Genomic DNA, 23,544 nt, shown 5'->3' with positions numbered 1-23,544 from the left:
GAAGGATTCGTGAAATGGCAAGAATACAAAGAGTCCGGCAACGTACGTCACTTATTTTATAAAACGACGTTTCTATTTAATTGAATGAGAGGCTGTAATGTTGAAACAACCAGCAGTTTCAACTGCTGGTCTGAATGACGGAGGGGGTTAACGGTAGTTCACAATCACCTGATTGCTCTGAATGCGTAACGCGGGGATCAGGCGACCACCGCCGGGGACCTCCCAGACAAAATGCATCGGTTCAATGGCCGGAACGTTATTGAACCCGTTGGTGGTCCCACTTTGCCCGTCCAGCTCGACACAACGGGACTGAGAACATAAACGCACCCGCAAACCTGCGGGCGTGGGGCCATTCAGCTCATAGCGCCAGGCCACCAGCGTCATCAAGCCTGAGACCGGCTGGCTGGGAACCAAAGGATCAGACGAGGCTGACTGGCCACGGTGATTTAAGGTGATCCCCATGCCACTTGCCTGCCAGGCCCCTTCTCCGGCGGCCTGCGCCACCAGAGGAAAAAACAACAACCACAGTAAATTACGCATTATTTACCTCCAATGGTCGCCGTCATGCGGATATGGCGGTTATCGGAAAGCTCCATATTCGATAACACCACCAACTGCGGGATGCTGCGGCGTAAAAACCGCGCCAGTAACGGACGTAACGCGTGATTAACCAGCAAGACTGGCGGCGCGCCCAACATTTCCTGCCGGGACAGCGCTTCCTGAGTCTGGGCCAGCAGTCGGTCTGCAAGCCCAGGCTCCAGGCCGCCGCCCCCCTGCAGCGCTTGCAGCAGCAAACGCTCGAGCGGAGTATCAAGACCGATAACCTGAACCTCTTCATTACCCGGGAACCACTGCTGAGTGATGGCGCGTCCTAACGCAACACGGACAACCGCGGTAAGCTCATGCGGATCGTTTTGCAACGGCGCATGTTCCGCCAGCGTTTCAAGAATGGTGCGCATATCGCGAATCGGTACTTTCTCATCCAGCAAGTTCTGCAGCACTTTATGCAGCGTGGTGAGCGTCACAACGCCCGGCACCAGATCTTCCGTCAGCTTTGGCATCTCCTGCGACACTCGATCCAGTAGCTGTTGCGCCTCCTGACGGCCAAACAGCTCAGCGGCGAACTGCCCAATCAGGTGGTTTAGATGCGTAGCGACAACAGTACTGGCTTCAACCACCGTAAAGCCCTGAATCTGCGCCTGTTCCTTCAATGCGCTTTCAATCCAGATAGCGTCCAGTCCGAACGCCGGATCGACCGTTTTCTCACCCGGCAGCGACCCGGCGGCAGTACCCGGGTTAATGGCCAGCCAGCGTCCCGGATAGGCGTCACCGCTGCCAATTTCTACCCCTTTCATCAAAATTCGATAGCGGGCTGGCTGCAGATCCATATTGTCTCGAATGTGTACCACCGGCGGCAGGAAGCCCATATCCTGGGCAAATTTCTTACGAATACTGCGAATTCGCCCCAGTAACTCGCCATCCTGCTGAAAATCCACCATTGGGATCAGGCGGTAACCTACCTCCATGCCCAGCGAATCTTCCAACTGCACGTCGTTCCACGTGGCTTCCACCACGGAGTTGTTTTCCGGCATTTTCACCGGCTGCGGTTCATCTGGCGCTTTTCGCTCACGACCGCGCATCCACCATGCCAGAGCCAACAATGCGGCAGTAAACATCAGAAACACCAGGTTCGGCATGCCCGGAACCAGACCCAAAAGTCCAAGTACCGCCGCACTGAGCAACATGACGCTGGGGTTGCTGAACAGTTGGGTCACCATCTGTTCGCCTACGTCCTGGTCGGTACTCACGCGGGTCACGATAACACCCGCCGCGGTAGAGATAACCAGCGCAGGAATTTGTGCCACCAGCCCGTCACCGATGGTCAGCAGGGTATAACTTTCCGCAGCGCTGCCCATGCTCATACCATGCTGCAACACCCCAACTAACAGACCGCCGACCACGTTGATTACCATGATCAAAATACCAGCGATAGCATCTCCACGGACGAATTTACTCGCACCGTCCATTGAGCCGTAAAAATCCGCTTCCTGGGTCACTTCCGAGCGTCGTTTTTTAGCTTCATCTTCGCCAATCAGACCGGCATTTAAATCTGCATCAATCGCCATCTGCTTGCCGGGCATGCCATCCAGCACGAAGCGCGCGCCAACCTCAGCGATACGCCCTGCACCTTTGGTGATTACCATAAAGTTAATGATGACGAGAATCACGAAGACCACGATGCCGATCGCGAAGTTACCGCCCACCAGGAAGTGGCCGAAGGCTTCAACCACCTTCCCCGCCGCCGCCGCGCCAGTGTGTCCTTCCATCAAAATGATACGGGTAGACGCGACGTTCAGCGCCAGACGTAATAATGTGGTAAACAGCAAAATCGTCGGGAATGCGGCAAATTCCAGTGTACGCTGGGTGAACATCGCCACCAGCAGCACCATGATCGACAGCGCAATGTTAAATGTGAACAGCAAATCGAGGACGAAAGCCGGCAGCGGCAGCACCATCATCGACAAAATCAGCAGGATGAGGATCGGTCCGGCAAGGATTTGCCATTGCGTGGATTTCAGGTTGCTGGGCAGACGCAGCATCGCGACCAGATTAGCCATCAGTATTCTTCTCGTTCATGAAATCCAGTGCTTCTGGCACCGGAAGGTTTTCAGGTTGTGGTGGACGTTTGCCGCCAGCCAGACGCCAGCGTTTTAGCTGCCATACCCATGCCAGTACTTCGGCAACGGCGGCGTATAATTGCCCCGGTATTTGCTGACCAATTTCAGCATGGCGATAGAGCGCACGCGCCAGTGGCGGCGCTTCTAATGTCGGGACACGGTGCTCTGCGCCAATTTCACGAATGCGCAGCGCAACCAGCCCGGCCCCTTTCGCAACAACTTTCGGCGCACTCATTTTGTTCTCGTCATACTTCAACGCCACTGAGTAGTGCGTAGGGTTAGTGACAATAACGTCTGCTTTCGGCACATCCGCCATCATGCGACGCTGAGCGGCCGCGCGCTGCATTTGACGAATTTTGCCCTTAACGTGCGGGTCACCTTCGCTTTGCTTAAATTCATCGCGGATATCCTGACGCGACATACGCAACTTTTTCACATGGCTATAGATCTGGAAAAAGACGTCGAACCCCACCATCGGAATAACGCCAAGCACCACCAGTAGTGCACACATACCGACTAAATCCAGGGCATTGCCCATCGCCGTAATCGGTGACTCCGCCATCAGACGCATCATCGCCGGCCAGTTATGCCAGAGATAAAATCCGGCCACGCTTCCCACCAACGTGGACTTCAGTATTGCTTTGAGCAGTTCTGCGCCGGTTTGCGCGGAAAACATGCGCTTAATGCCCGGCAGCGGATTCAGCTTAGAGAATTTGGGTTGCAGGGATTTACCGCTGAAAATCAAGCCGCCAAGCATCACCGGGGAAATTAAAGCCACCAGAACGACGCCGGTAATCAACGGCAACAGCGCAATCATCGCGTCTTTAATCAGCAGGATGATTTGGCTGAGGATCAGATTCGGGTCGTTGACCATACTGTGGTCAAAACGTAATCCGGCCGACAGCATGCCAGCCAGCCTACGGGCAAGCGACTCCCCACCAATCCAGATAATGCACACACCCACCAGCAAAATAAGCAGTGAGGTTAGCTCTTTGGATCGGGGGATCTGCCCTTCTTCCCGCGCTTTTTCAAGTCGGTGGGGTGTGGGGGCTTCTGTTTTGTCGTCGTCGCTTTCTTCTGCCACGCATCAGACCCTGGATAGAGATATAGGCGAGAATGATGCCAGAACAGCTATCCAGCAATGGGAAGAGTAAGCGGTAAAAAAGACGGGATTTATGGCTTTAAGCAGAATTGCGCGTAAGCCGGATGAGAGGCCCACGCCTCACATCCGGCAAATACGCATCAGAACCCGAGGCTATCCAGCAGGTCGTCAACCTGATCCTGACTTGCCACTACACCGGCTTTTGAGGCGTCAACCTGCGGGCCGTTAAGCAAGCTTTCGTTTTCACGTTTTGGACGAGCGCCCTGTTCCGGAATGTTTTCCAACAGAACCATCAGCAGCTGACGTTCAATTTCCTGGATAACATCCATCATGCGCTTGATGACCTGTCCGGTGAGATCCTGGAAATCCTGCGCCATCATGATGTCCAGCAGCTGGGCATTGGTAAAGCTGGTATGTCCAGGTACATCACCAAGGAACTGACGGGTATCGGTGACCAGTTCACGGGCGTCGGAGAGTTCGATCGGATTTTCGAACCATTCATCCCAGCGTTTAGTCAGGTCTTTGGCCCCTTTTTCCATCGCGTCCTGATGCGGCTGCGAAGCTTCTACGCTGTTTAGCGCACGCTCCGCCGCCTGCGCGGTCATCTGTACAACATAATCGAGACGATCGCGGGCATCAGGAATCGCTTCTGCCGCTTCGGCAATGGCCTGATCCAGCCCCAGTTCACGCAGGCTGTCGCGCAGCATTCGGGTCAAACTGCCGATGCGCGCGATGATGTCCCCTGCAGAGTGTTCGTCAGCAGGTTTAATTTGTGGTTGCATCATCATCACACCCTCACATGCCCAGTTTCTCAAAGATTTTATTCAGTTTTTCTTCCAGCGTCGCCGCCGTGAACGGTTTCACGACATAGCCACTGGCACCTGCCTGTGCTGCCGCAATGATGTTCTCTTTTTTCGCTTCTGCCGTGACCATCAGCACCGGCAGAGAAGCCATCCCGCCATCGGCACGGATGGTTTTCAGCAGTTCCAGTCCATCCATGTTCGGCATGTTCCAGTCAGAAATAACAAAACCGAATCCCCCAGCCTGCAGCTTGTTCAGCGCATCCACGCCGTCTTCAGCCTCTTCAACATTGTTGAATCCCAGCTCTTTAAGCAGGTTACGCACGATGCGACGCATGGTGGAAAAGTCATCCACAACCAAAAACTTAAGCTCTTTATCCGCCATAAAAATAAACTCCTGATTCAAATACGTATTGCCTGTCCGGCACTAATTTTCACCAGCATTTGCTGGCTCACCTGGCTAAGATCGACCACTTCGCTTACGCCACCCATATTGATGGCCTCGCGCGGCATGCCGAACACCACACAACTTGCTTCGTTTTGCGCAATGGTCCAGGCTCCCGCCTGATTCATCGCTAACATTCCGGCTGCGCCATCGTTGCCCATACCGGTCAGGATCACCCCGACGGCATTGCGCCCCGCATGTTTCGCCACCGAATGGAACAGCACATCCACTGAGGGCCGATGCCGATTAACCGGCGGACCGTCATGAATTTTGATTTGATAGTTCGCGCCACTGCGCGCCAGTTCCATATGCTTGTCGCCCGGCGCGATATACGCATGCCCCGGGAGTACGCGCTCTCCGTCTTCTGCCTCTTTCACGGTTATCTGGCACAGTTTGTTCAGACGTTCGGCGAACGAACGGGTAAACCCTGGCGGCATATGCTGGGTAATAAGAATACCGGGACTTGAAAGCGGCAATGGCTGGAGTACATGGCGAATTGCCTCTGTTCCTCCGGTTGACGCCCCAATCACCAGCAGCTTTTCCGAACTGAGTAACGGCCCTGCTTTCAAGGTCGTCGGTGCCGCCATGGGCTTATGGGCCGCCAGTTTTGCGCGCGATGCGGTGCGGATCTTTTCAGCAATCATCTCGCTATACGCCAGCATCCCTTCGCGGATCCCCAGTTGCGGTTTGGTGACAAAATCAATCGCACCCAGCTCCAGCGCCCGCAGCGTGACCTCTGAACCTTTGCCGGTCAGTGAAGAAACCATCACCACAGGCATTGGACGCAGGCGCATCAACTTCTCCAGGAAGTCGAGGCCGTCCATGCGCGGCATTTCCACGTCCAGCGTCAGGACGTCGGGATTGTATTTTTTGATTAAATCCCGGGCGACCAACGGATCCGGCGCCGTCGCCACCATTTCCATATCACTGTGGCTGTTAATAATTTCGGTCATGATTTGACGCATCAATGCAGAATCATCTACCGACAACACCCTGATTTTACTCATACTTTATCCTTACCTGGCGCATGCACATACACGGTCTGTCCACGCAGGCTAAACTCGCGCACAAGGTTGCTAAAGTTTTCTGAATGACCTGCAAACAGCAGCCCGTCAGGTTTAAGAAGTGGAACAAAACGGTGCAAAATGTCCTGTTGTGTCGTTTTATCGAAATAGATCATCACGTTACGACAAAATATGGCATCAAAAGGGCCTGGCACGTTGTACTGCTTATCCAGTAAGTTCACGCTGGAAAATTCAACATGACCTGCCAGTTCCTGCCTAACGCGTACCAGTCCTTCATGCGGCCCGGTGCCGCGCATGAAATAACGCTGCAACTGCTGGGGTGACAGCGTCTTTAGCTCATCGAGGCGGTAAATGCCGTTTCTGGCCTTTTCCAGCACTTCGGTATCAATGTCGCTGGCAAAAACGCGCCAGCGGCCCGGTGCCATACCTAAGGTATCGGCAAGCGTAATCGCAATGCTGTAGGGTTCTTCTCCGGTTGACGCCGCCGCGCTCCAGACGCGGTATTCACCGCTGCGCCGACGAGCGTGATCTGACAGCACCGGAAAATGATGCCCTTCGCGAAAAAACGCGGTCAGGTTGGTAGTCAGGGAGTTAATAAAAGCCTGCCACTCAGCACTGTTCTGGTTAGCTTCCAGCATGCTGAGATAGCGACCAAAGTCATCCAGCCCCAGGGTACGCAGTCGACGAACCAGGCGGTTATAAACCATGTCCCGCTTATGGTCGGCCAGTACGATCCCCGCACGCTGGTAGATTAATTGACATATCCGACGAAAATGCGCGTCAGACAGCGCGAGGCGCTGTGTCATCTGTAACAATAATGACGTTTGCCCGGAGGGCAGAGATGATGTCATAGCGCCTTCTCAATCACATTCAGGATACAACGGGCGCAACCTGAGGCTGCGCCAACTCTTGTTTTGCTACGGTTTGCTCTTCAAGTTTAAAAAATGCGACACAAGCAGAAAGATGATCGGCCTGCGTCGCAAGTTGTCCGGCGGCGGATGCGGCTTCTTCTACCAGACCGGCGTTTTGCTGCGTCACGGAGTCCATCTGGCTGACGGCCTGCGCCACCTGCTCAATGCCTCTGCGCTGTTCATCGGATGCCGAGGCAATCTCGCCCATGATGTCGTTAACCCGGGTCACCGAACTGACAATTTCCGTCATAGTGCGCGACGCCATATCCACCAGCTGCGAGCCCTGATGCACCCGGGTGACAGATTCCTCAATCAGTCCCTTAATTTCTTTCGCCGCCTGTGCGCTACGGCTTGCCAGATTGCGCACCTCACCAGCGACGACGGCAAAACCACGCCCTTGCTCCCCCGCCCTGGCAGCTTCTACCGCGGCATTCAACGCCAGGATATTGGTCTGGAAGGCAATGCTGTCAATCACGCCGATGATGTCGCCGATTTTCTGCGAGCTGGCAGAAATCTCATGCATGGTGCTGGCGACCCGGGACGTCTGCTCGCCACCTTTATGCGCTGTGTCTGCCGCACTTTTGGCGATTCCTGACGCCTGGCGCGCATTATCAGCGTTCTGGCCGACGGTGGCGGTCAGTTGCTCCATGCTGGCCGCCGTTTGCGCCAACGCGGCCGCCTGCTGTTCGGTTCGCGAAGATAAATCGTTATTGCCCATCGCAATTTCTGAAATACCGCTATGCATGGCTGAGCTGCCCTGACGAACGTCACTTACCGTTTCGCGTAACGCCTTTTGCATCTTCTGCAGGCTGGCAAAAATGGCCGAGATCTCATTGCGCCCATAAACCGCTACCGGTCGTGCCAGGTTCCCCGCGGCAATACTGTCGAAATGGCTGCCAATAATCGCCAGCGGCTGAACGATCATCTTGCGCGACCAGAACAGCGCACCGCTGGTGAGCAGTGCCGCCAGTACCACCATGGTGGCGAAAATCACCCCCGACATATGGTAATTACGCTGACTCTGCTCCCCCGCCGTTTGTAACACGCTGTCGATGTTGCTCTGCCACGCATTCACATTCGCATCGAAAGCATCCTGAGCCGCCTGCACCGGCGCGGTCAGAAAATCTGACAACTGATTGTTTTCAAGCCAGGTGGCTTGATGCGCGAGAGCGCTGTGCCACTGGTTGAAATTTTTCTCAGTTGCGCCTAACAGCGCCTTGCCTTGTTCCGTCGAATCCGACGTCGCCATAAAGCGTTTAAACATCAATTCAGACTGCGCCAGGCTGTCGCGCGCGAGGGTCATCAACGTTTTGATGTCCTCTGGCGGATAGCTCAGGGCGGTCAGCGTCCCTGCCTTATTAAGGGCCGTACTGGCCTGTAATAACACAGCGCGGGTTTGGGCCAGCGCAGCGCGTTGCTGATTACTCCGTTCGACCTGATTCAGGTTCTGAAAACCGTCCCGAAATGCCCAGAAGGACAAGCCATTACTGCCAATCTGCAAAACACCGCAGAGGATTAAAATCAAAAACAGCGTGGTCGAAATTCGAATACGATTAAACATCAACGCTCCCATCGGGCGGCACTGGCCGCGGTTTAACTATCAGTCAAAATGTTTCCCAATTCGTATCTTGTTCAATGCTCTGGCGCGGATAGGATGCGCTCGGGGCTGCTGGTAATCGTGTATCGCGTGGTTTTGTCGAGGCCGGACGTGACGCAAGACGGAAAGTCGATACCGACTGCGTTAAGCGACTGGCCTGTTCTTCAAGAGCGGCCGCTGCGGCAGCTGACTCCTGTACCAAAGAGGCGTTCTGCTGCGTAACGCGATCCATTTCAGAGACCGCGAGCGCAACCTGATCAATCCCCCGGCTTTGCTCATCAGATGCCGAGGCAATCTCGCCCATAATGTCGGTCACCCGCGTCACGGCATTGACGATGTCGTTCATTGTTTCGCCGGCGCTTTCTACCAGTACGGAACCGGTATCAACCCGGGAAACGGAATCCTCAATTAATGCTTTGATCTCTTTCGCCGCCTGCGCACTGCGGCTTGCCAGATTACGCACTTCACCCGCCACCACGGCAAAGCCGCGACCTTGCTCACCGGCACGCGCAGCTTCAACCGCCGCGTTCAGTGCGAGAATGTTGGTCTGAAAGGCAATGCCATCGATGACGCTGATGATGTCGGCGATTTTCTTCGAGCTATCGGCGATTTCGTGCATGGTGTTCACCACGCTATCAACCACTTTGCCGCCATGCTGCGCGGTATCGGACGCGCTTTTCGCCAGTTGCGAGGCCTGACGCGCGTTGTCCGCGTTTTGCTTCACGGTTGCCGTCAGCTGTTCCATGCTGGCTGCGGTCTCTTCCAGTGCAGACGCCTGCTGTTCCGTACGAGATGAAAGGTCAGTGTTTCCGCTGGCAATTTCGCTGGTACCGGAATAAATCGCATCAGAGCCTTCACGCACCAGAGTGACGGTTTCCGTCAGCGAGCGCTGCATATGATCAACCGTACTGGCCAGCTCGCCGATTTCGTTACGGCCACTAACGGCGAGAGTTGCGGTCAGGTTACCGCTGGCGATTTCCCGGATATGGGCAATGACACGGGACAGAGGATTAAGCAGGGTATGACGGATGCCATACCAGACCACCACCAGAATCAGCACCAGCACCACGGCCAGCACGCCAAGCTGCCATTGGGCGAAATGGTAATCCCGCGCGCTTTGATCAAATGCCTGGACGTAAAGCTTTTCGCTAACGCTGGCGTACTTGCCCAGCGCCTCGCCGAGCGCGTTTTGCATTCCCTGCGTAGGCTGCGCGAAGTAGGCGTCCATATTGCCGCTTTCCAGAAACTGAACCAGTTCTGCCAGGGCCGCATGGTACTGCTGATATTTTTCCTCAACGTTGCCGCTGGCTTCTGCCATTTCCGGCAACGGTGTGATGTTTTTAAATTTTGCGTAATGCGTTTCAGCCTGCGCCAGCGATGCTTTCGCATTCTTCAGCAGATCGTTTTTGGCGCTGCTTTGCTGGTTAGACGCATCCATCATCATGCGCGCAGAAGAACGGCTTAAATTGATTCGTGTCTGCAGCATCAGATCCCATGTTGAGGTAAGTTCACTTTGCTGCTGTCGAAGATCGTTAGAAATAACAAAACTTTGCTGATTCTGCTGCAATGAAGAAAACAACAGACCACCGGAAACAAGCTGTAGCAGTGCGAAAACCCCCAGCACCATCATCAGCATTGTGACAACGCGGATACGGTTAAACATAAGGCACCTTCCTGAAAACGAGTTATCAACGTTATCGGCACTCGCTGAGATAACTTTACGTTTGCGAAAAGGAAATCCTGAAGGGATGTGAAGCCTGGCGAGGGGAAGATAAAACGGGTGCGCAGCAACCACAAATCATTCACATAAAAACACCATAATTATCATGTAAATAACATTTATTTTTATCGGTGAGCACGGTCAGAATGGCCGAAATACGCATTTTTATGTGATTGAGATCACACATACGCATCGCAAATACCACAACAAAATGGATAAAAAATTAAAAAAAGTTGTATCCGCTTACGCTTTAATCCAATTTATATGATGAATACCTCGTTACCACTTAATAAGTATAAAAAATGAGTAACCGATCAATAAATGTTAAATCCTTACTGAGGGCTTTTTAGTGGCAAATGCAAACAAACTCACGTTGTTTATCGTGATCTTCATGCTGGCGGGGATCCTGTCGGGTGCGGTGATCCACTCTTATGCCTCCCCCGGCGTCGTGACCGCCTGGGCCGATAACATTACGCTTCTTACCGACATCTTTTTACGCCTGATTAAAATGGTGATCGCGCCTTTAGTATTCAGCACCCTGACCGTTGGTATTATGCGCCTGGGAGAAACGTCCACCATCGGACGCGTGGGCGGCAAAGCGATGCTCTGGTTTATCAGCTCTTCTATATTGTCTATCCTGGTCGGTCTGTTTGTGGTTTCCCTTGAGCAACCCGGCAGCGGGCTGAACCTGGCGATCCCGCTGGAAGCCACCGACACCGGCCTGGCCGTGGGCGGCATGAGCCTGAAAGGTTTTCTGACACATACCATTCCAACCAGCATCGCCGAAGCGATGGCTAACAATGAGATCCTGCAAATTGTGGTGTTCTCAATGTTCTTCGGTATTGGCGGCGCATCCCTTGGTGAGAAATTCAACGCCCCGCTGGTTGCGGCGCTGGATGTGGTTTCCCATATTATGCTCAAAGTGACCGGCTACGTGATGTACGTTGCGCCGCTGGCAATTTTTGCCGCCATCTCCTCTGTTATCTCTACCCAGGGTTTGGGGATTCTGCTCAACTATGCCTCGTTCATCGGCGGCTACTATGTGGCTATTTTGCTGACCTGCCTGGTTCTGCTGGCTGTGGGTTATGTGATGCTGAAAAAAGAGGTATTTCGCCTGGTAAGCATGCTGAAAGACCCGGTTCTGGTCGCCTTCACCACCAGCAGTTCCGAAGCTGCTTATCCGAAAACGCTGGAGCAATTAACTAAATTTGGCTGCTCACCCAACATCGTGTCATTCGTGCTGCCTATCGGTTATTCGTTTAACCTGGTCGGTTCCATGGTCTATTGTTCATTTGCCTCCATGTTTATCGCGCAGGCCTATAATATTCACCTCTCCTTCGCAGAAATCACCGTCCTGATGCTGACGCTGATGCTGGCGTCCAAAGGGATTGCCGGTGTGCCGCGTTCAGCACTGGTAGTGCTGGCTGCAACCATCCCGAGCTTTAACATTCCGGTCGCCGGGATCCTGTTGCTGATGGGAATTGACCACTTCCTGGATATGGGACGTTCAGCAATCAACGTATTAGGTAACGGGATTGCAACGGCGATGCTGGCGCAGGATGAAGGTTTACTGGAAGAAGAACCGGAGCTGGTTGAGCGGGAAGCGTAAGAGGGAAATCTGCCGGATGCGCTACGCTAATCCGGCCTGCAACAGCAATCATTGTAGGCCGGATGAGTTATGGCGATTATGCGACGTGGGAAGCGGCAATATCCAGCAGCGCCATTTCTTCGCTGTTCAGCAGCTTCTCAATGTTGACCAGAATCAGCATCCGGTCACCCAGCGCACCCAATCCCGTCAAATATTCCGTCGACAGCGTGACCGCAAACTCCGGTGCCGGACGGATTTGATCCGTTGTCAGCGACAGCACATCCGAGACGCCATCTACCACAATTCCAACCACCCGCTGACCCAGATTCAGCACAATCACCACTGTGTTTTCGTTGTAATCCACATCGCTCTGGCTAAATTTCACGCGCAGGTCGACGATAGGCACAATCACACCACGCAGGTTTGTGACGCCTTTGATAAACGCAGGCGTGTTAGCGATGCGCGTCACCTGATCATAACCACGGATTTCCTGCACTTTCAGGATATCGATACCGTACTCTTCATCCCCCAGCGTAAACACGAGGAATTCCTGACCTGACGGTTCGCCGGCCAGTTTAGTTACATTACTCATACCGGTCATATAATTCCCTTCTCACTCAATCAGGCGGCTGTGATCGCCACACGTTGTTCGCGGTTTAACCCCTGCAATGCAGAGACATCGACAATCAGCGCGACGCTGCCGTCGCCGAGGATCGTTGCAGCAGAAATACCTGGCACTTTGCGGTAGTTGCTTTCCAGGTTTTTGACCACTACCTGGTGTTGGCCAATTAACTGATCGACCAGCAGCGCATAGCGACGCCCTGCACTTTGTAAAATGACCACTATGCCCTGAGTCGCTTCAGTTTTAGCGCCTTCAACCTCAAAGACTTTCCACAACTCAACCAGTGGTAAATATTCGCCACGCACTTCCAGAACGCGCTCTCCTCCGGCCAGCGGATGGAGATCTTCTTCGCGCGGTTGCAGCGATTCCATAACGGCATTCAGTGGCAGAATGAAGACCTCATCGGCCACACGCACGGACATCCCGTCGAGGATCGCCAGCGTCAGCGGCAGCAGAATGCGAATAGTGGTCCCCTGTCCCTGTTTAGACTGGATCTCGACATGGCCGCCCATCTCCTGGATATTTCGCTTCACCACATCCATACCCACGCCGCGTCCGGAAACATCCGTTACCTGTTCGGCGGTCGAAAAGCCTGGCGCGAAGATCAACATACCCACTTCGTCATCGCTCATGTTTTCGTGGATCGGCATGCCCTGAGAGACAGCTTTAGCCAGGATACGTTCGCGGTTCAGGCCAGCACCATCATCGGTCACTTCAATACAAATATTCCCGCCCTGATGCTCCGCGGAAAGCGTCAGATTGCCGATTGGGCTTTTGCCGGATTCAAGGCGTTTTTCCGGCAATTCGATACCATGGTCGAGGCTGTTACGCACCAGGTGCGTCAACGGATCGATGATGCGTTCAATCAGGCTCTTATCGAGTTCGGTTGAACTACCTACCTGCGTCAGCTCGACCTGTTTACCCAGCTTACCGGCCAGATCGCGCACCAGACGAGGGAAACGGCTGAACACGTACTCCATTGGCATCATACGAATCGACATCACCGACTCTTGCAAATCGCGGGCGTTACGTTGTAACTGACCCATACTGGTGATGAGATCGCCATGATTGACAGGATCCAGTTCGTTAGAGCGCTGGGCCAGCATCGACTGGGTGATCACCAACTCACCGACCAGGTTAATAAGCTGATCAACCTTTTCAACCGCTACGCGGATACTGGTCGACTCGCTGGCGCGGGCGGGTTTTTCACGTTCCGCGCGGCTATGTGGTGCTTCACTGGCGGTAGCTTTCACCGCAGGTGCCACAGCAACCGGCTGCGGCTCAGTGACAACTGCTACCTCTTCAGCTTCAGCTGCCACAGGCGCTGCGCTGACGGTTTCGAATTCAATTTGGTCAGCTTCAATGACAAAGCAAAGCACCGCGATGATGTCATCTTCTGCGAGGTTGCCATCAAGCGTTGCTGATAACGTGTCGCTTCCTTTTACCACGTCGGTTAAGGTCGCCAGATTCCCCAGTTCCTCTTCCAGTAAATCCACTTCGCTGGCTTTCAGGCGCGAGAGAGTAATGCGTTTTTTGCTCTCTTCACTGGCGGGTTCAGGCTTTGCAACCGCCTCTTCCTGCATCGCGGCGCTGTCAACAACGCTAAGTTTTGCTGAGTTGACAACTGCCGGTGCGGTTTCACCTTTCGCTTCGAGCGCTAACTGCCGTAACGCCTGGCAGATGTACTCAAAACTGTCGGCATCAGGCTCCACTGAGCTTTTATAGGCGTCGAGCTGTTCCTGCATAATATCTTTCGTTTCCAAAAACAGGTTGATAATGTCGGCATTGAGCTGCATCTCGCCACGCCGCGCTTCATCCAGCAGGTTTTCCATCAGATGGGTCGTTTCCTGCAAAATGGTAAAGCCGAAGGTGCCCGCCCCGCCTTTAATCGAGTGCGCTGCACGAAAAATGGCATTCAGCTGTTCGGAATCCGGGGCTTCAGGAACCAAATCAAGCAGGTGTTGCTCCATATCAGCCAACAGTTCGTCAGCTTCATCAAAAAATGTCTGATAAAAATCGCTAATATCCATGCTCACGCTATCACCTCGGATTGGCTGGTGGCGATGTGGGAACGCTTACCGGCGGGAGTTCCGCTGGCCGTTGTAAGACACTTACCGGCTCATTCTGGCTTTCAGCGTTTTCATGCAAAATGGCCTCTTCTGCCTGCTTATTGAGAACCAGCAGGCTAATACGGCGGTTGATAGCGTCTTCAGGACCGCGATCGCTCAGACGCATCGTGGCGGCCATACCTACCACACGTAATACTTTTCCATCATCCAGACCGCCGCTAACCAGCTCGCGACGCGATGCATTTGCGCGATCGGCAGACAATTCCCAGTTGCTGTACCCTTTCTCACCATTCGCGTAAGGGTAATCATCCGTGTGACCGGAAAGGCTGATCCGGTTAGGGATCCCGTTGAGCACTGGAGCAATCGCGCGCAGGATATCGCGCATGTAGGGCTCAACTTCAGCGCTACCGGTCTTAAACATCGGTCGATTCTGACTGTCGATAATCTGTATCCGCAGCCCTTCCTGAACTAAATCAATCTTTAAATGCGGACGCAGCGCTCGCAGTTTGGGATCGGATTCAATCAGTTGATCGAGATCGCCGCGAAGTTTGCTCAAGCGGCTCTGTTCCATACGTTTTCTCAGGTCATCAATATTCGGCTGCTTGTTCACCTCGCCCTGCTGCTGGGTGTAATCATCCCCGCCGCCTGGAATCGGGCTTTGGCTATTCGAAATACGATTTCCCCCGGTCACTGCGGTGGCCAACGGTGTACGGAAATATTCGGCAATCTGGATCAATTCTTTAGGGCTGGAAATAGAAATGAGCCACATCACCAGAAAGAAGGCCATCATTGCGGTCATAAAATCGGCGTAGGCGATTTTCCACGAGCCGTGCGCCCCACCACCGTGATTCTTATGTTTGCGTCGCTTTACAACGATAATGGGATGGGCCTGATTTTTCATGCGTCCTCGGTCGTCTGTTGCGCAGTTGGATTTCTCACCGCACGAACATGTTCTTCCAGTTCGATAAACGAAGGACGTTCGCTGGAGTACAGTGTCTTACGACCAAATTCAACGGCAATCGGCGGCGCGTAACCATTCAGATTGGAGAGCAGCGTTATCTTCACGCACTGCATCATTTTGGTTGTTTCAGCGCTTTTCTGTCGCAGAACGCTGGCAAGCGGAGAAATAAATCCATAGGCCAGCAAAATACCGAGGAATGTTCCCACCATCGCATGCGCAATCAACGCACCCAGCTCTGCTGCCGGGCGATCGGCAGAAGCCAGCGCATGCACAACACCCATAACGGCCGCGACGATCCCGAATGCCGGTAGCGAGTCGCCAACCATCGCCAGGCTATTCGCCGGAACTTCGGCTTCGCTCTCATGAGTCTCAATTTCTTCGTCCATCAGCGCTTCAATCTCAAACGTATTCATGTTGCCGCTGATGATCAGGCGCAGATAATCGACAATAAAATCAAGCATCACAGCATCCGCAAGAATGCGCGGATAGCTGGCGAAGATTTCACTTTCTTTTGGGTTTTCGATGTCGCGTTCAAGCGAGAACATGCCCTGTTGACGTGACTTGGCCATCAGGCGATACAAGAGCGCCAGCAGATCCATATACATCGCTTTGGTGTATTTCGAACGACGGAAAAGCAACGGGATCGCTTTCATCGTCCCTTTGATGGCTTTCCCGTTATTGCCGACGATGAATGCCCCAATACCCGCACCACCGATAATCACCAGCTCAGCCGGTTGATAGAGTGCCCCAAGGTGTCCGCCGGTCATCATGTAACCGCCGAAAACTGTACCAATAACAACCAGGTAACCTAATAAGATAAGCACGACATCATCCTTTCGCAATTGACTATGACAGGATGCGCAGTCGGGCAATTAACGTAAGGTCAGGACAAAAAAAAGCAGCGGTAATCGCTTACCGCTGCTGGAGTGTTCATCCACACCGTATCAGTTAAACAGCCTGTTCGATCTGTTCATCCAGCAGTTGTGGAATAATATCGGCAGCATTCTGGGAAAGTTTACGTCTTTTTACGGCCCGTGATGGCGGTTGGCATAAACTACAGGCAAAGCTGCCTGCGGGTTGGTGTGCGTGGGTGATAAAATTCCCACCGCAGCAATTGCATTGGGACAACTCCAGCAATCCGCTGTCGACAAATCGCACCAGCGTCCACGCGCGGGTTAACGCCAACAATGGCCCTTCTTCAGGCTGCGGACACTGCTCAAGATATAACCGATACGCCTTGATCACGGCATCCACGCCGCTACAGAGACCCGTTTTGAGCAGGAATTGCCATGCATTGCAAAACATCGACGCATGAATATTTTGTTCCCACGTCATAAACCAGTCGGTGGAAAACGGGAGCATCCCTTTTGGCGGAGGACTACCGCGTAATTCTTTGTACAGCTTGATTAATCGACCACGGCTTAATTGCGTTTCGCTTTCCAGCATTTGCAAACGGGCGCCCAATGTGATTAATTCCATTGCTAACTGGATATCACGCGCTTCCTGAACAATGCTTTTTTCGCTCATCATCAAGCCCTTTTCTTACGTGCTGCATCATCGATGTCGCTTAACAGGCGTGTTGAAAGCATGATACCAGTATGAATTTGCTGAAGATCGTCAACGCGGGAGTCTTGCGTCAGGCGAGTAACAGTCTGGTGATCGTCGAAACGGAAATGACATACCAGTTGGTTTGTTTCGGCCAGTTTGACCATTTGAGGAAGAGTTAATGTTGCCAACGTGTCCGCCATTTCCTCGCTGATACCAAGGCGAAACATCGCAGATGCTTTGTCCTGAACGATCAAACGCTGTGCAAGCAATAAATATGACAAATTGATGTCATAGATGTGTTTCAGCAACTCGGATGTATGCATTATTTGCATCCATAATAACCAACATTGTTTTCATGCGGTAAAACCGCACCCCGTGATGTCGCCGGGAAGGCCCGGTAAAAAAAAGCAAAAGGTCAAATACATAGCAGCGTGACGACACTTACGCGTTGTCTAAACATTCCCTTTTAAGAAGGCAGCGTCCCTTACAAGCTCACATCAATTCTTACAAATGTCTAAGATTTTTCCTAATTCGACGCAACTCTACCCGCCGTCAGTTACACATACAACGGAGGTATGCTGCGAATTTAAAGAATATGTGATCAAGATCACATAAACCAGCCAAACACTTAACATAAATCCATCAGCGCAGCTTTTACTTTGCTTATTTTTTAATCCGCAATCATCTATTTCAATTCCTGATGTACGAATATTCTTGCAATAAAACCGAATAGTATTTTGTTCACATCCGTTAATATCACGCCGTGAAATAGCGAGCTGGATCACATATTTAACTCAAAAAACTTTTTTAATTAAATTCTTTAGAAACAATAAGTTAAATATTTAGAGTGATTAATTAATACCGCGATGTGACGACCTTGCAAATGTTAATATATGTTTAATTTTTATTAACACATTGTTTTCATTAGCAGTGGGTTTCACTTAAGTAACCTGAACATATCTGCAACTAATATGAATCGATTATTCTATTTATAAGAATAATTAATGAATAATCATGATGACATTCACACTATCGAGGCGGGAAACGTTGCAGTATGGGGTAAGCTGAGTAAAGCTGAAAAGCCCTCTCATAATTCTTGAAAAAAAGGAGCGAGTTATGAGCTATTCGCACATTCTTGTTGCTGTTGCCGCCACCCCTGAAAGTCAGCAGTTGTTAGACAAGGCGGTTTCTATCGCTCGCCCTGTCAACGCCCGAATTAGCCTGATTACGCTGGTCTCAGACCCCGAACTGTATAACCAGTTTGCTGCCCCCATGCTGGAAGACCTGCGTGAAGTGATGCAGGAAGAGACTCAGGATTTTATCGACAAACTTAGCAAAGAAGCAGAATACCCCATTGAGCATACCTTTATTACCTATGGGGCTCTGAATGAACATATCCTGGATGTGTGCCGCAAACACGCCATTGATCTGGTCATTTACGGCAACCATAACCACAGTTTTTTTTCGCGCGCATCCTGTTCAGCGAAAAGCGTGATTCATACCAGCCAGGTGGACGTTCTTCTGGTTCCGCTAGCTGGAGATTAATCCACAGTGCCACGACTTCATGCGAGTTTAGAACAGGAAGAGATATTGTCTGGCAGTTGGCATTGACTCCGACGCGGCGTGACCGTTTTAAGATCGCAAATGAACGTCGCCTGCCAGTTGTCGATATCGTTTTTAACGATAGTCTCAAGCATTTCAGCGTGGCGCGAGATACGTTCGGTAAGTGGCATCGTCAGCGCCTGGTTTAATGCGCCTGCCACTTCATCCCGGTCATAAGGATTAACAATAAGCGCGGAGGTTAGCTCGTTCGCCGCCCCGGCAAATTGCGATAAAACCAGCACGCCAGGGTTAGCAGGATCCTGTGCGGCCACAAACTCTTTCGCCACCAGGTTCATACCATCGCGCAACGGGGTCACCAACCCTACATCAGAGTAGCGGAAGATCTTCATCAGCAATTTACGATCAAAATACTGGTTCAGATAGTAAAGCGGCGTCCAGCCCAGTTGCCCATATTTGCCGTTGATTCGCCCTGCCTCTGTTTCCAGTTGGTGGCGAATATCCTGATAGGCCTGCACCTCTTCACGCGAGGTCGGTGCTATCTGCGTATAGCGAATTTTACCGTGGTGCTGCGGATAATGTTCCAGTAAGGCCTCATAGGCCTGAAAGCGCTCCGGCAAGCCTTTGGAGTAATCCAGACGCTCCACGGAGAAAATATTCTGCACATTTTTAAGCTCCGCTTTTAGCTGTGCCAGTTTTGGCGGCAGCGGACCGGACGCCTGTCGAGCAATCTCATCCGGTTCAATACCGATGGGATAAACCTGAGTGCGAAACGCTTTTCCCCATGCCAGGTGCTGCTTATCTTTATGCGTGGACACCCGAGTCTGGGCTGCGAGACAGTCCAGAAAAGCCTGACGATCGTTTTCGGTCTGGAAACCAAGCAAATCAAAATCACACATTTGCTCAAGCAGCGCCAGATGTGGCGGGAGCGCATTAAAAATTTCCGGCGTCGGAAAAGGAATATGCAGGAAAAAACCGATGCGATTGCGCACGCCGCGCTTACGTAGCTCGCAGGCAAACGGCAACAGATGGTAATCATGAACCCAAATAATGTCGTCATCGCCGAGCAACGGCAGAAGTTTATCTACCAGTAAGGCATTAACCCGTTGGTAGCCTTCCCAGGCAGAGCGCTGAAACTGAACTAAATCCAATCGATAGTGAAACGCGGGCCATAAAACCGCATTTGAAAACTGGCAGTAATACTCTTCGTAATCTTGCTCACTCAAATTAAACGAGGCCCAGGTGATATTGCCACGGGTGACCTTTTTTAACGGTTTATCCTCATTACCTGTATCACCACTCCAGCCAAACCATAAACCACCAGCAGCTTTTAACGCGCCCAGTACACCGACCGCGAGCCCACCCGCGCTCCCTTTGTCATCTGGTGAGGCGATACGATTAGATACTACGACTAAACGACTCATAGCCACCTCTTCTGTTATTCGTTGCTTTCGGTTCTTGCTGCGAAGAGTTATTTTTCTCCAGCCAGTGCCAGACATCCCTGACACCATCCAGACGCCATGTTGCCTGCGTCGGCCCGCTCCCTACCTTTACAGAAATACCGCCAGCGCGGTTAACTACAGCAAACCCTGTTTCATCTGTCAGATCATCACCGAAAAACACAGGGATCCGGCCAGCAAAAGGCGCTTCCTGCATAAATGCAGCTATCGCGTCGCCTTTATTACTGCCCTTAGGCTTTATTTCCACGACACATTTTCCGTGCTGCAGAGCAAGCTGCGGCCATCTGCGCGTGATGCGTTCAGCCAGCGTAACCAGCGCCGCTTCGTGTTCGGGTGCCTGGCGATAATGCAACGCGAAGGCCATGCCTTTGGTTTCAAGTGTTGTCCCCGGTAACGTCACCAACGCTGCGTGTAATAACGCCCCGGCTTCACGTTCGATACCTTCAGGCAGGTTTACTATGTGCGTTTGACCATTGATGTCACGGCGTTCTGCCCCATGCACTCCGGCAAGCGGAAAACGAAACGGAGTAGTGAGTGCGTCAAGCTCAACCATTGAGCGCCCTGAAATCAATGCCAGCGCATCCGCATTCTGCGTCGCTAACCGATGTAGACATTGCAGGATTGTCTTCGGGACAACGACCTGGTCGGGAAAAGGTTTAATCTCAGCAAGTGTCCCATCGAGATCAAAAAAGTAAGCACAGTTTGCAGATTGTTCAGGGGGTAAAGTCAGTGATGCTGTCACCCGGTTATCCTCCTCATCATGGTCAGAACGCCACGCGGATCGCGGCATATAGATGATGTATGACGGATATAAGTATAGACAGTGTGACCATGCTCGCCATTTGAAAAAACAATCGCCAGCCGGGTAGCGGCTGGCGACGGGCAGAAGCTAGACTAAAAAGTTGGGGTTTAAATCATCAAACGGTGCGCTTCGCTTTTTGCTTGTAACGGTCGAAGATCACCGCCGCCAGCAGGATGAGGCCACGTACCACATACTGCGCGAACGGAGAGATATTCAGCAGGTTCATCGCATTCTCAACCGTCCCCAGGATCAACACCCCGGCCACCACATATGAGATTTTTCCGATGCCGCCTTTAAGCGAAACGCCCCCTAACACGCAGGCCGAAATAACGATCAACTCATAACCGATTGAGGTCATTGGCTGGCCGCTGGTCATACGCGATGCGAGGATAATCCCGGCAATGGCGGATACCAGACCGGAAAGAATAAAGATAATAATCTTGGTACGAACAACCGGAACCCCAGCCAGGCGCGCCGCCTCTTCATTGCCCCCAATGGCCAGTGTATTACGCCCAAACGTGGTTTTGTTCAGCAGTAAGCCAAAGACAATGAAACAAACGACCGTGATCCAGATAGGCGCCGGCAGACCAAACCAGTTAGCATAGCCGAGTGTGAAGAAACGCTCGTCTTCAATCCCGACTGCCTTACCGTCGGAGATAATATAGGCCAGACCACGTACAATCTGCATTGTCGCAAGAGTAGTGATCAGGGCGTTAATTTTTAACCGCGCAATCACGAACCCATTGACCAGGCCACACAGAATACCGAGTAGCAGCCCGGCAGCCACGCCAATCCACAGACTTTCGGTCATGTTAATGACTACGGCAGTGGTTACACCAGCACAGGCAATTACAGACGCGACAGACAGGTCGAAATCACCGGATGCCAGGCAAAACAGCATCCCGCAGGCAACCATACCCGACATCGATACCGCCAGCCCTAACCCCTTCATGTTGATGAAAGTCGCAAAGTTTGGCACAAAGAGGGAACAAACCAGGAACAGCACGGCGAACACCACCAGCATGCCGTATTGATCCCAAATGCGGCCCAGATTTAGCGCCGACTTCGCTGCGCCAGAACCCGATGTAGAAACGGAAGACATCATACTCTCCTTATTCAGGCTACAGCCTGGCTGACTTTAGGCATAGCAAGGCTCAACGCCTGGCGCTCATCCGCCTGTTCATGAAGTAACTCACCGGCAATTTCGCCTTCTCTCATCACCACAATACGGTCGGCAACACCGAGTACTTCTGGCAGGTCACTGGAAGCAAACAATACGGCCACACCGCGCGCTGCGAGGGCATAAATCACGTTGTAAATTTCATGCTTGGCGCCCACATCAATGCCGCGTGTAGGCTCATCCAACAAAATCACTTTCATCTCTTCCGATAACCAACGACCGAGAATAGCCTTCTGTTGATTACCCCCGGAGAGATTCATGATCAGTTGCTCTGCACCCGGCGTTTTGATGTTGAGTGAACGAATATGGTGATCGGCATTGGTCTCTTCCCAGCCGTTGTTGATCACGCATCCCCCCAAAACATGCTTACGCCGTGCACTAATGTTGATGTTGTTGCGCACTGAATGGACCGGAATAATCCCTTCGGCTTTACGATCCTCCGGGCACAGCATCATCCCCGCTTCAATGGCATGGCTTGGTTTACGGATATCGATAGGCTGTTCATCAATAAATACCTGGCCCGCCGTGATACGCGTACCGCCGAACAGCCCTTTCATTAATTCGCTACGTCCGGCCCCCACCAGGCCAAACAACCCGACAATTTCACCGCTTCGTACGGATAAGCTGATTGGCGTACGCACGCCTGGAGCTTTGACTTCATGCAGCCGCAGACGCTCTGTGCCATACGGTCTGGATTTCCAGCCATAGATATCCCCGAGGTCGCGCCCGACCATCGCCTGCACCAGCGCATCGTGATCGACCTGCTGCATGTCCGTGAAAGTTTTGACGTAATGACCATCTTTAAACACGGTGATGGCATCGCTGAGAGCAAAAATCTCCTCCATACGGTGCGAAACGTACAGAATGATGCGTCCTTCGTTGCGCAGCTCACGGATAACGCGAAACAGATTCTCAATCTCTCGAGCCGACAGGGAGCTGGTTGGTTCATCAAAGGCGATAATTTTGGCGTTTCGCGCCAGCGCTTTTGCAATCTCCACCATCTGCCACTGGCCAATGGAGAGGTATTTCAGTGGGGTATCGGGATCGATATCCATCCCCAGATGCTTCAGCTGGATTCCTGCTTCATAGTTCAGCAGCGAGCGGTTCACAATCCCGCCTTTGTGCGGTAACTGCCCTAAATAAATATTCTCGGCAACGGTCATTTCCGGGACGAGATGCAGTTCCTGATAAATAATGGCGACACCGGCGTTGAGTGCGGCAGTGGTATCCGCGAACGAAACTTCCTGTCCGCGGATCGTCAGAGATCCCGTTGTTGGCGCATAGTTACCGCTGAGAATTTTTAAGAGTGTTGATTTCCCGGCGCCATTTTCGCCCATCAGCGCATGCACCTGTCCGGCATAGCAGTCGAAACTGATATCCGTCAGCGCCTTAACGCCCGGGAACGTTTTGCCAATGCCGCGAAATGAGAGATACGGGGTAGACTGTTGCATAACGTCTCCGTGAGTCAGGATTTTA

Annotated in this window: 21 protein-coding genes; 2 read left to right on the top strand and 19 right to left on the bottom strand. The window is 52.4% G+C overall.

Features of this window, described 5'->3' with window-relative positions; translation table 11 throughout:
* Positions 1-147 precede the first annotated feature (147 nt).
* The 9 genes from flhE to tar form a co-directional block, all read right to left on the bottom strand.
* Positions 148-540 carry a flagellar protein FlhE gene (flhE, locus tag LY264_RS10420; protein WP_008785064.1) on the bottom strand — a complete coding sequence of 131 codons (393 nt, stop codon included), beginning with the start codon at positions 538-540 and terminating at the stop codon, positions 148-150.
* Positions 540-2,618, bottom strand: a complete 2,079-nt coding sequence (gene flhA, locus LY264_RS10415; protein WP_032943795.1) for a flagellar biosynthesis protein FlhA — start codon at positions 2,616-2,618, stop codon at positions 540-542. Before flhA ends, flhE begins: the two co-directional genes overlap by 1 nt.
* Positions 2,611-3,762, bottom strand: a complete 1,152-nt coding sequence (flhB, locus tag LY264_RS10410) for a flagellar biosynthesis protein FlhB (RefSeq protein WP_003833866.1) — start codon at positions 3,760-3,762, stop codon at positions 2,611-2,613. The genes flhA and flhB overlap by 8 nt, the downstream gene beginning before the upstream one ends.
* Before the next feature lie 158 nt (positions 3,763-3,920).
* On the bottom strand, positions 3,921-4,565 hold the full coding sequence (gene cheZ, locus LY264_RS10405) for a protein phosphatase CheZ (RefSeq protein ID WP_003034659.1): 645 nt from the start codon (positions 4,563-4,565) through the stop codon (positions 3,921-3,923).
* Positions 4,566-4,575: 10 nt separating this feature from the next.
* Positions 4,576-4,965, bottom strand: a complete 390-nt coding sequence (gene cheY, locus LY264_RS10400) for a chemotaxis response regulator CheY (protein WP_003034656.1) — start codon at positions 4,963-4,965, stop codon at positions 4,576-4,578.
* Positions 4,966-4,982: 17 nt separating this feature from the next.
* Entirely contained in the window at positions 4,983-6,032 is a 1,050-nt protein-coding gene (locus LY264_RS10395; protein WP_003833872.1) for a protein-glutamate methylesterase/protein-glutamine glutaminase, read from the bottom strand.
* Complete coding sequence (cheR, locus tag LY264_RS10390; RefSeq protein WP_071692207.1) at positions 6,029-6,901, bottom strand: protein-glutamate O-methyltransferase CheR; 873 nt, start codon at positions 6,899-6,901, stop codon at positions 6,029-6,031. The genes LY264_RS10395 and cheR overlap by 4 nt, the downstream gene beginning before the upstream one ends.
* Before the next feature lie 19 nt (positions 6,902-6,920).
* Complete coding sequence (tap, locus tag LY264_RS10385) at positions 6,921-8,522, bottom strand: methyl-accepting chemotaxis protein IV (protein WP_048224218.1); 1,602 nt, start codon at positions 8,520-8,522, stop codon at positions 6,921-6,923.
* Positions 8,523-8,565: 43 nt separating this feature from the next.
* A complete protein-coding gene (gene tar / locus LY264_RS10380; RefSeq protein ID WP_003833879.1) occupies positions 8,566-10,221 on the bottom strand; it encodes a methyl-accepting chemotaxis protein II in 1,656 nt (551 codons plus the stop codon).
* 406 nt (positions 10,222-10,627) lie between these two features.
* Between tar and LY264_RS10375 the strand changes: the two genes are divergently transcribed.
* Positions 10,628-11,887, top strand: coding sequence for a dicarboxylate/amino acid:cation symporter (locus LY264_RS10375; protein WP_048224221.1), 1,260 nt, complete (start codon positions 10,628-10,630; stop codon positions 11,885-11,887).
* Between the two features lie 76 nt (positions 11,888-11,963).
* Here LY264_RS10375 and cheW read toward each other — a convergent pair whose 3' ends face one another.
* The 6 genes from cheW to flhD form a co-directional block, all read right to left on the bottom strand.
* Entirely contained in the window at positions 11,964-12,467 is a 504-nt protein-coding gene (cheW, locus tag LY264_RS10370) for a chemotaxis protein CheW (RefSeq protein WP_003034638.1), read from the bottom strand.
* A 20-nt stretch (positions 12,468-12,487) separates the two neighbouring features.
* Positions 12,488-14,524 (bottom strand): chemotaxis protein CheA, encoded by a 2,037-nt coding sequence (gene cheA, locus LY264_RS10365; RefSeq protein WP_048224225.1) that lies wholly within the window; start codon positions 14,522-14,524, stop codon positions 12,488-12,490.
* Between the two features lie 4 nt (positions 14,525-14,528).
* Positions 14,529-15,458 (bottom strand): flagellar motor protein MotB, encoded by a 930-nt coding sequence (gene motB, locus LY264_RS10360; RefSeq protein WP_003034631.1) that lies wholly within the window; start codon positions 15,456-15,458, stop codon positions 14,529-14,531.
* On the bottom strand, positions 15,455-16,342 hold the full coding sequence (motA, locus tag LY264_RS10355) for a flagellar motor stator protein MotA (protein ID WP_003034628.1): 888 nt from the start codon (positions 16,340-16,342) through the stop codon (positions 15,455-15,457). The genes motB and motA overlap by 4 nt, the downstream gene beginning before the upstream one ends.
* 124 nt (positions 16,343-16,466) lie before the next feature.
* Positions 16,467-17,051 carry a flagellar transcriptional regulator FlhC gene (gene flhC / locus LY264_RS10350; RefSeq protein ID WP_008785071.1) on the bottom strand — a complete coding sequence of 195 codons (585 nt, stop codon included), beginning with the start codon at positions 17,049-17,051 and terminating at the stop codon, positions 16,467-16,469.
* Positions 17,048-17,389 (bottom strand): flagellar transcriptional regulator FlhD, encoded by a 342-nt coding sequence (gene flhD, locus LY264_RS10345; RefSeq protein ID WP_003034622.1) that lies wholly within the window; start codon positions 17,387-17,389, stop codon positions 17,048-17,050. Before flhD ends, flhC begins: the two co-directional genes overlap by 4 nt.
* A 793-nt stretch (positions 17,390-18,182) precedes the next feature.
* Between flhD and uspC the strand changes: the two genes are divergently transcribed.
* On the top strand, positions 18,183-18,611 hold the full coding sequence (gene uspC / locus LY264_RS10340; RefSeq protein WP_032943802.1) for a universal stress protein UspC: 429 nt from the start codon (positions 18,183-18,185) through the stop codon (positions 18,609-18,611).
* Positions 18,612-18,628: 17 nt separating this feature from the next.
* On the opposite strand, the gene otsA is transcribed toward uspC, so the two are convergent.
* The 4 genes from otsA to araG form a co-directional block, all read right to left on the bottom strand.
* Positions 18,629-20,050: an alpha,alpha-trehalose-phosphate synthase gene (gene otsA, locus LY264_RS10335; protein WP_008785073.1), complete on the bottom strand. Its 1,422-nt coding sequence runs from the start codon at positions 20,048-20,050 to the stop codon at positions 18,629-18,631.
* Positions 20,025-20,876: a trehalose-phosphatase gene (gene otsB / locus LY264_RS10330; RefSeq protein WP_196239027.1), complete on the bottom strand. Its 852-nt coding sequence runs from the start codon at positions 20,874-20,876 to the stop codon at positions 20,025-20,027. The genes otsA and otsB overlap by 26 nt, the downstream gene beginning before the upstream one ends.
* A 127-nt stretch (positions 20,877-21,003) precedes the next feature.
* Complete coding sequence (gene araH, locus LY264_RS10325) at positions 21,004-21,990, bottom strand: L-arabinose ABC transporter permease AraH (protein ID WP_003034609.1); 987 nt, start codon at positions 21,988-21,990, stop codon at positions 21,004-21,006.
* Between the two features lie 14 nt (positions 21,991-22,004).
* Entirely contained in the window at positions 22,005-23,519 is a 1,515-nt protein-coding gene (araG, locus tag LY264_RS10320; RefSeq protein WP_003839135.1) for an arabinose ABC transporter ATP-binding protein AraG, read from the bottom strand.
* Between the last annotated feature and the right edge of the window lie 25 nt (positions 23,520-23,544).

It is taken from the genome of Citrobacter portucalensis, from assembly GCF_023374935.1.
GTDB classification, from domain to species: Bacteria; Pseudomonadota; Gammaproteobacteria; order Enterobacterales; family Enterobacteriaceae; genus Citrobacter; species Citrobacter portucalensis.
The sequence above is the reverse complement of the archived record's forward strand: the minus strand, read 5'-3'. Positions and strand labels throughout refer to the sequence as shown.

Coding starts and splice junctions, on each gene's coding strand:
- flhE (WP_008785064.1), bottom strand. CDS start 540: ATGCGTAATTTACTGTGGTTGTTGTTTTTTCCTCTGGTGGCGCAGGCC.
- flhA (WP_032943795.1), bottom strand. CDS start 2,618: ATGGCTAATCTGGTCGCGATGCTGCGTCTGCCCAGCAACCTGAAATCC.
- cheZ (WP_003034659.1), bottom strand. CDS start 4,565: ATGATGCAACCACAAATTAAACCTGCTGACGAACACTCTGCAGGGGAC.
- cheY (WP_003034656.1), bottom strand. CDS start 4,965: ATGGCGGATAAAGAGCTTAAGTTTTTGGTTGTGGATGACTTTTCCACC.
- LY264_RS10395 (WP_003833872.1), bottom strand. CDS start 6,032: ATGAGTAAAATCAGGGTGTTGTCGGTAGATGATTCTGCATTGATGCGT.
- cheR (WP_071692207.1), bottom strand. CDS start 6,901: ATGACATCATCTCTGCCCTCCGGGCAAACGTCATTATTGTTACAGATG.
- tap (WP_048224218.1), bottom strand. CDS start 8,522: ATGTTTAATCGTATTCGAATTTCGACCACGCTGTTTTTGATTTTAATC.
- tar (WP_003833879.1), bottom strand. CDS start 10,221: ATGTTTAACCGTATCCGCGTTGTCACAATGCTGATGATGGTGCTGGGG.
- cheW (WP_003034638.1), bottom strand. CDS start 12,467: ATGACCGGTATGAGTAATGTAACTAAACTGGCCGGCGAACCGTCAGGT.
- motB (WP_003034631.1), bottom strand. CDS start 15,458: ATGAAAAATCAGGCCCATCCCATTATCGTTGTAAAGCGACGCAAACAT.
- flhD (WP_003034622.1), bottom strand. CDS start 17,389: ATGCATACATCCGAGTTGCTGAAACACATCTATGACATCAATTTGTCA.
- uspC (WP_032943802.1), top strand. CDS start 18,183: ATGAGCTATTCGCACATTCTTGTTGCTGTTGCCGCCACCCCTGAAAGT.
- otsA (WP_008785073.1), bottom strand. CDS start 20,050: ATGAGTCGTTTAGTCGTAGTATCTAATCGTATCGCCTCACCAGATGAC.
- otsB (WP_196239027.1), bottom strand. CDS start 20,876: ATGCCGCGATCCGCGTGGCGTTCTGACCATGATGAGGAGGATAACCGG.
- araH (WP_003034609.1), bottom strand. CDS start 21,990: ATGTCTTCCGTTTCTACATCGGGTTCTGGCGCAGCGAAGTCGGCGCTA.
- araG (WP_003839135.1), bottom strand. CDS start 23,519: ATGCAACAGTCTACCCCGTATCTCTCATTTCGCGGCATTGGCAAAACG.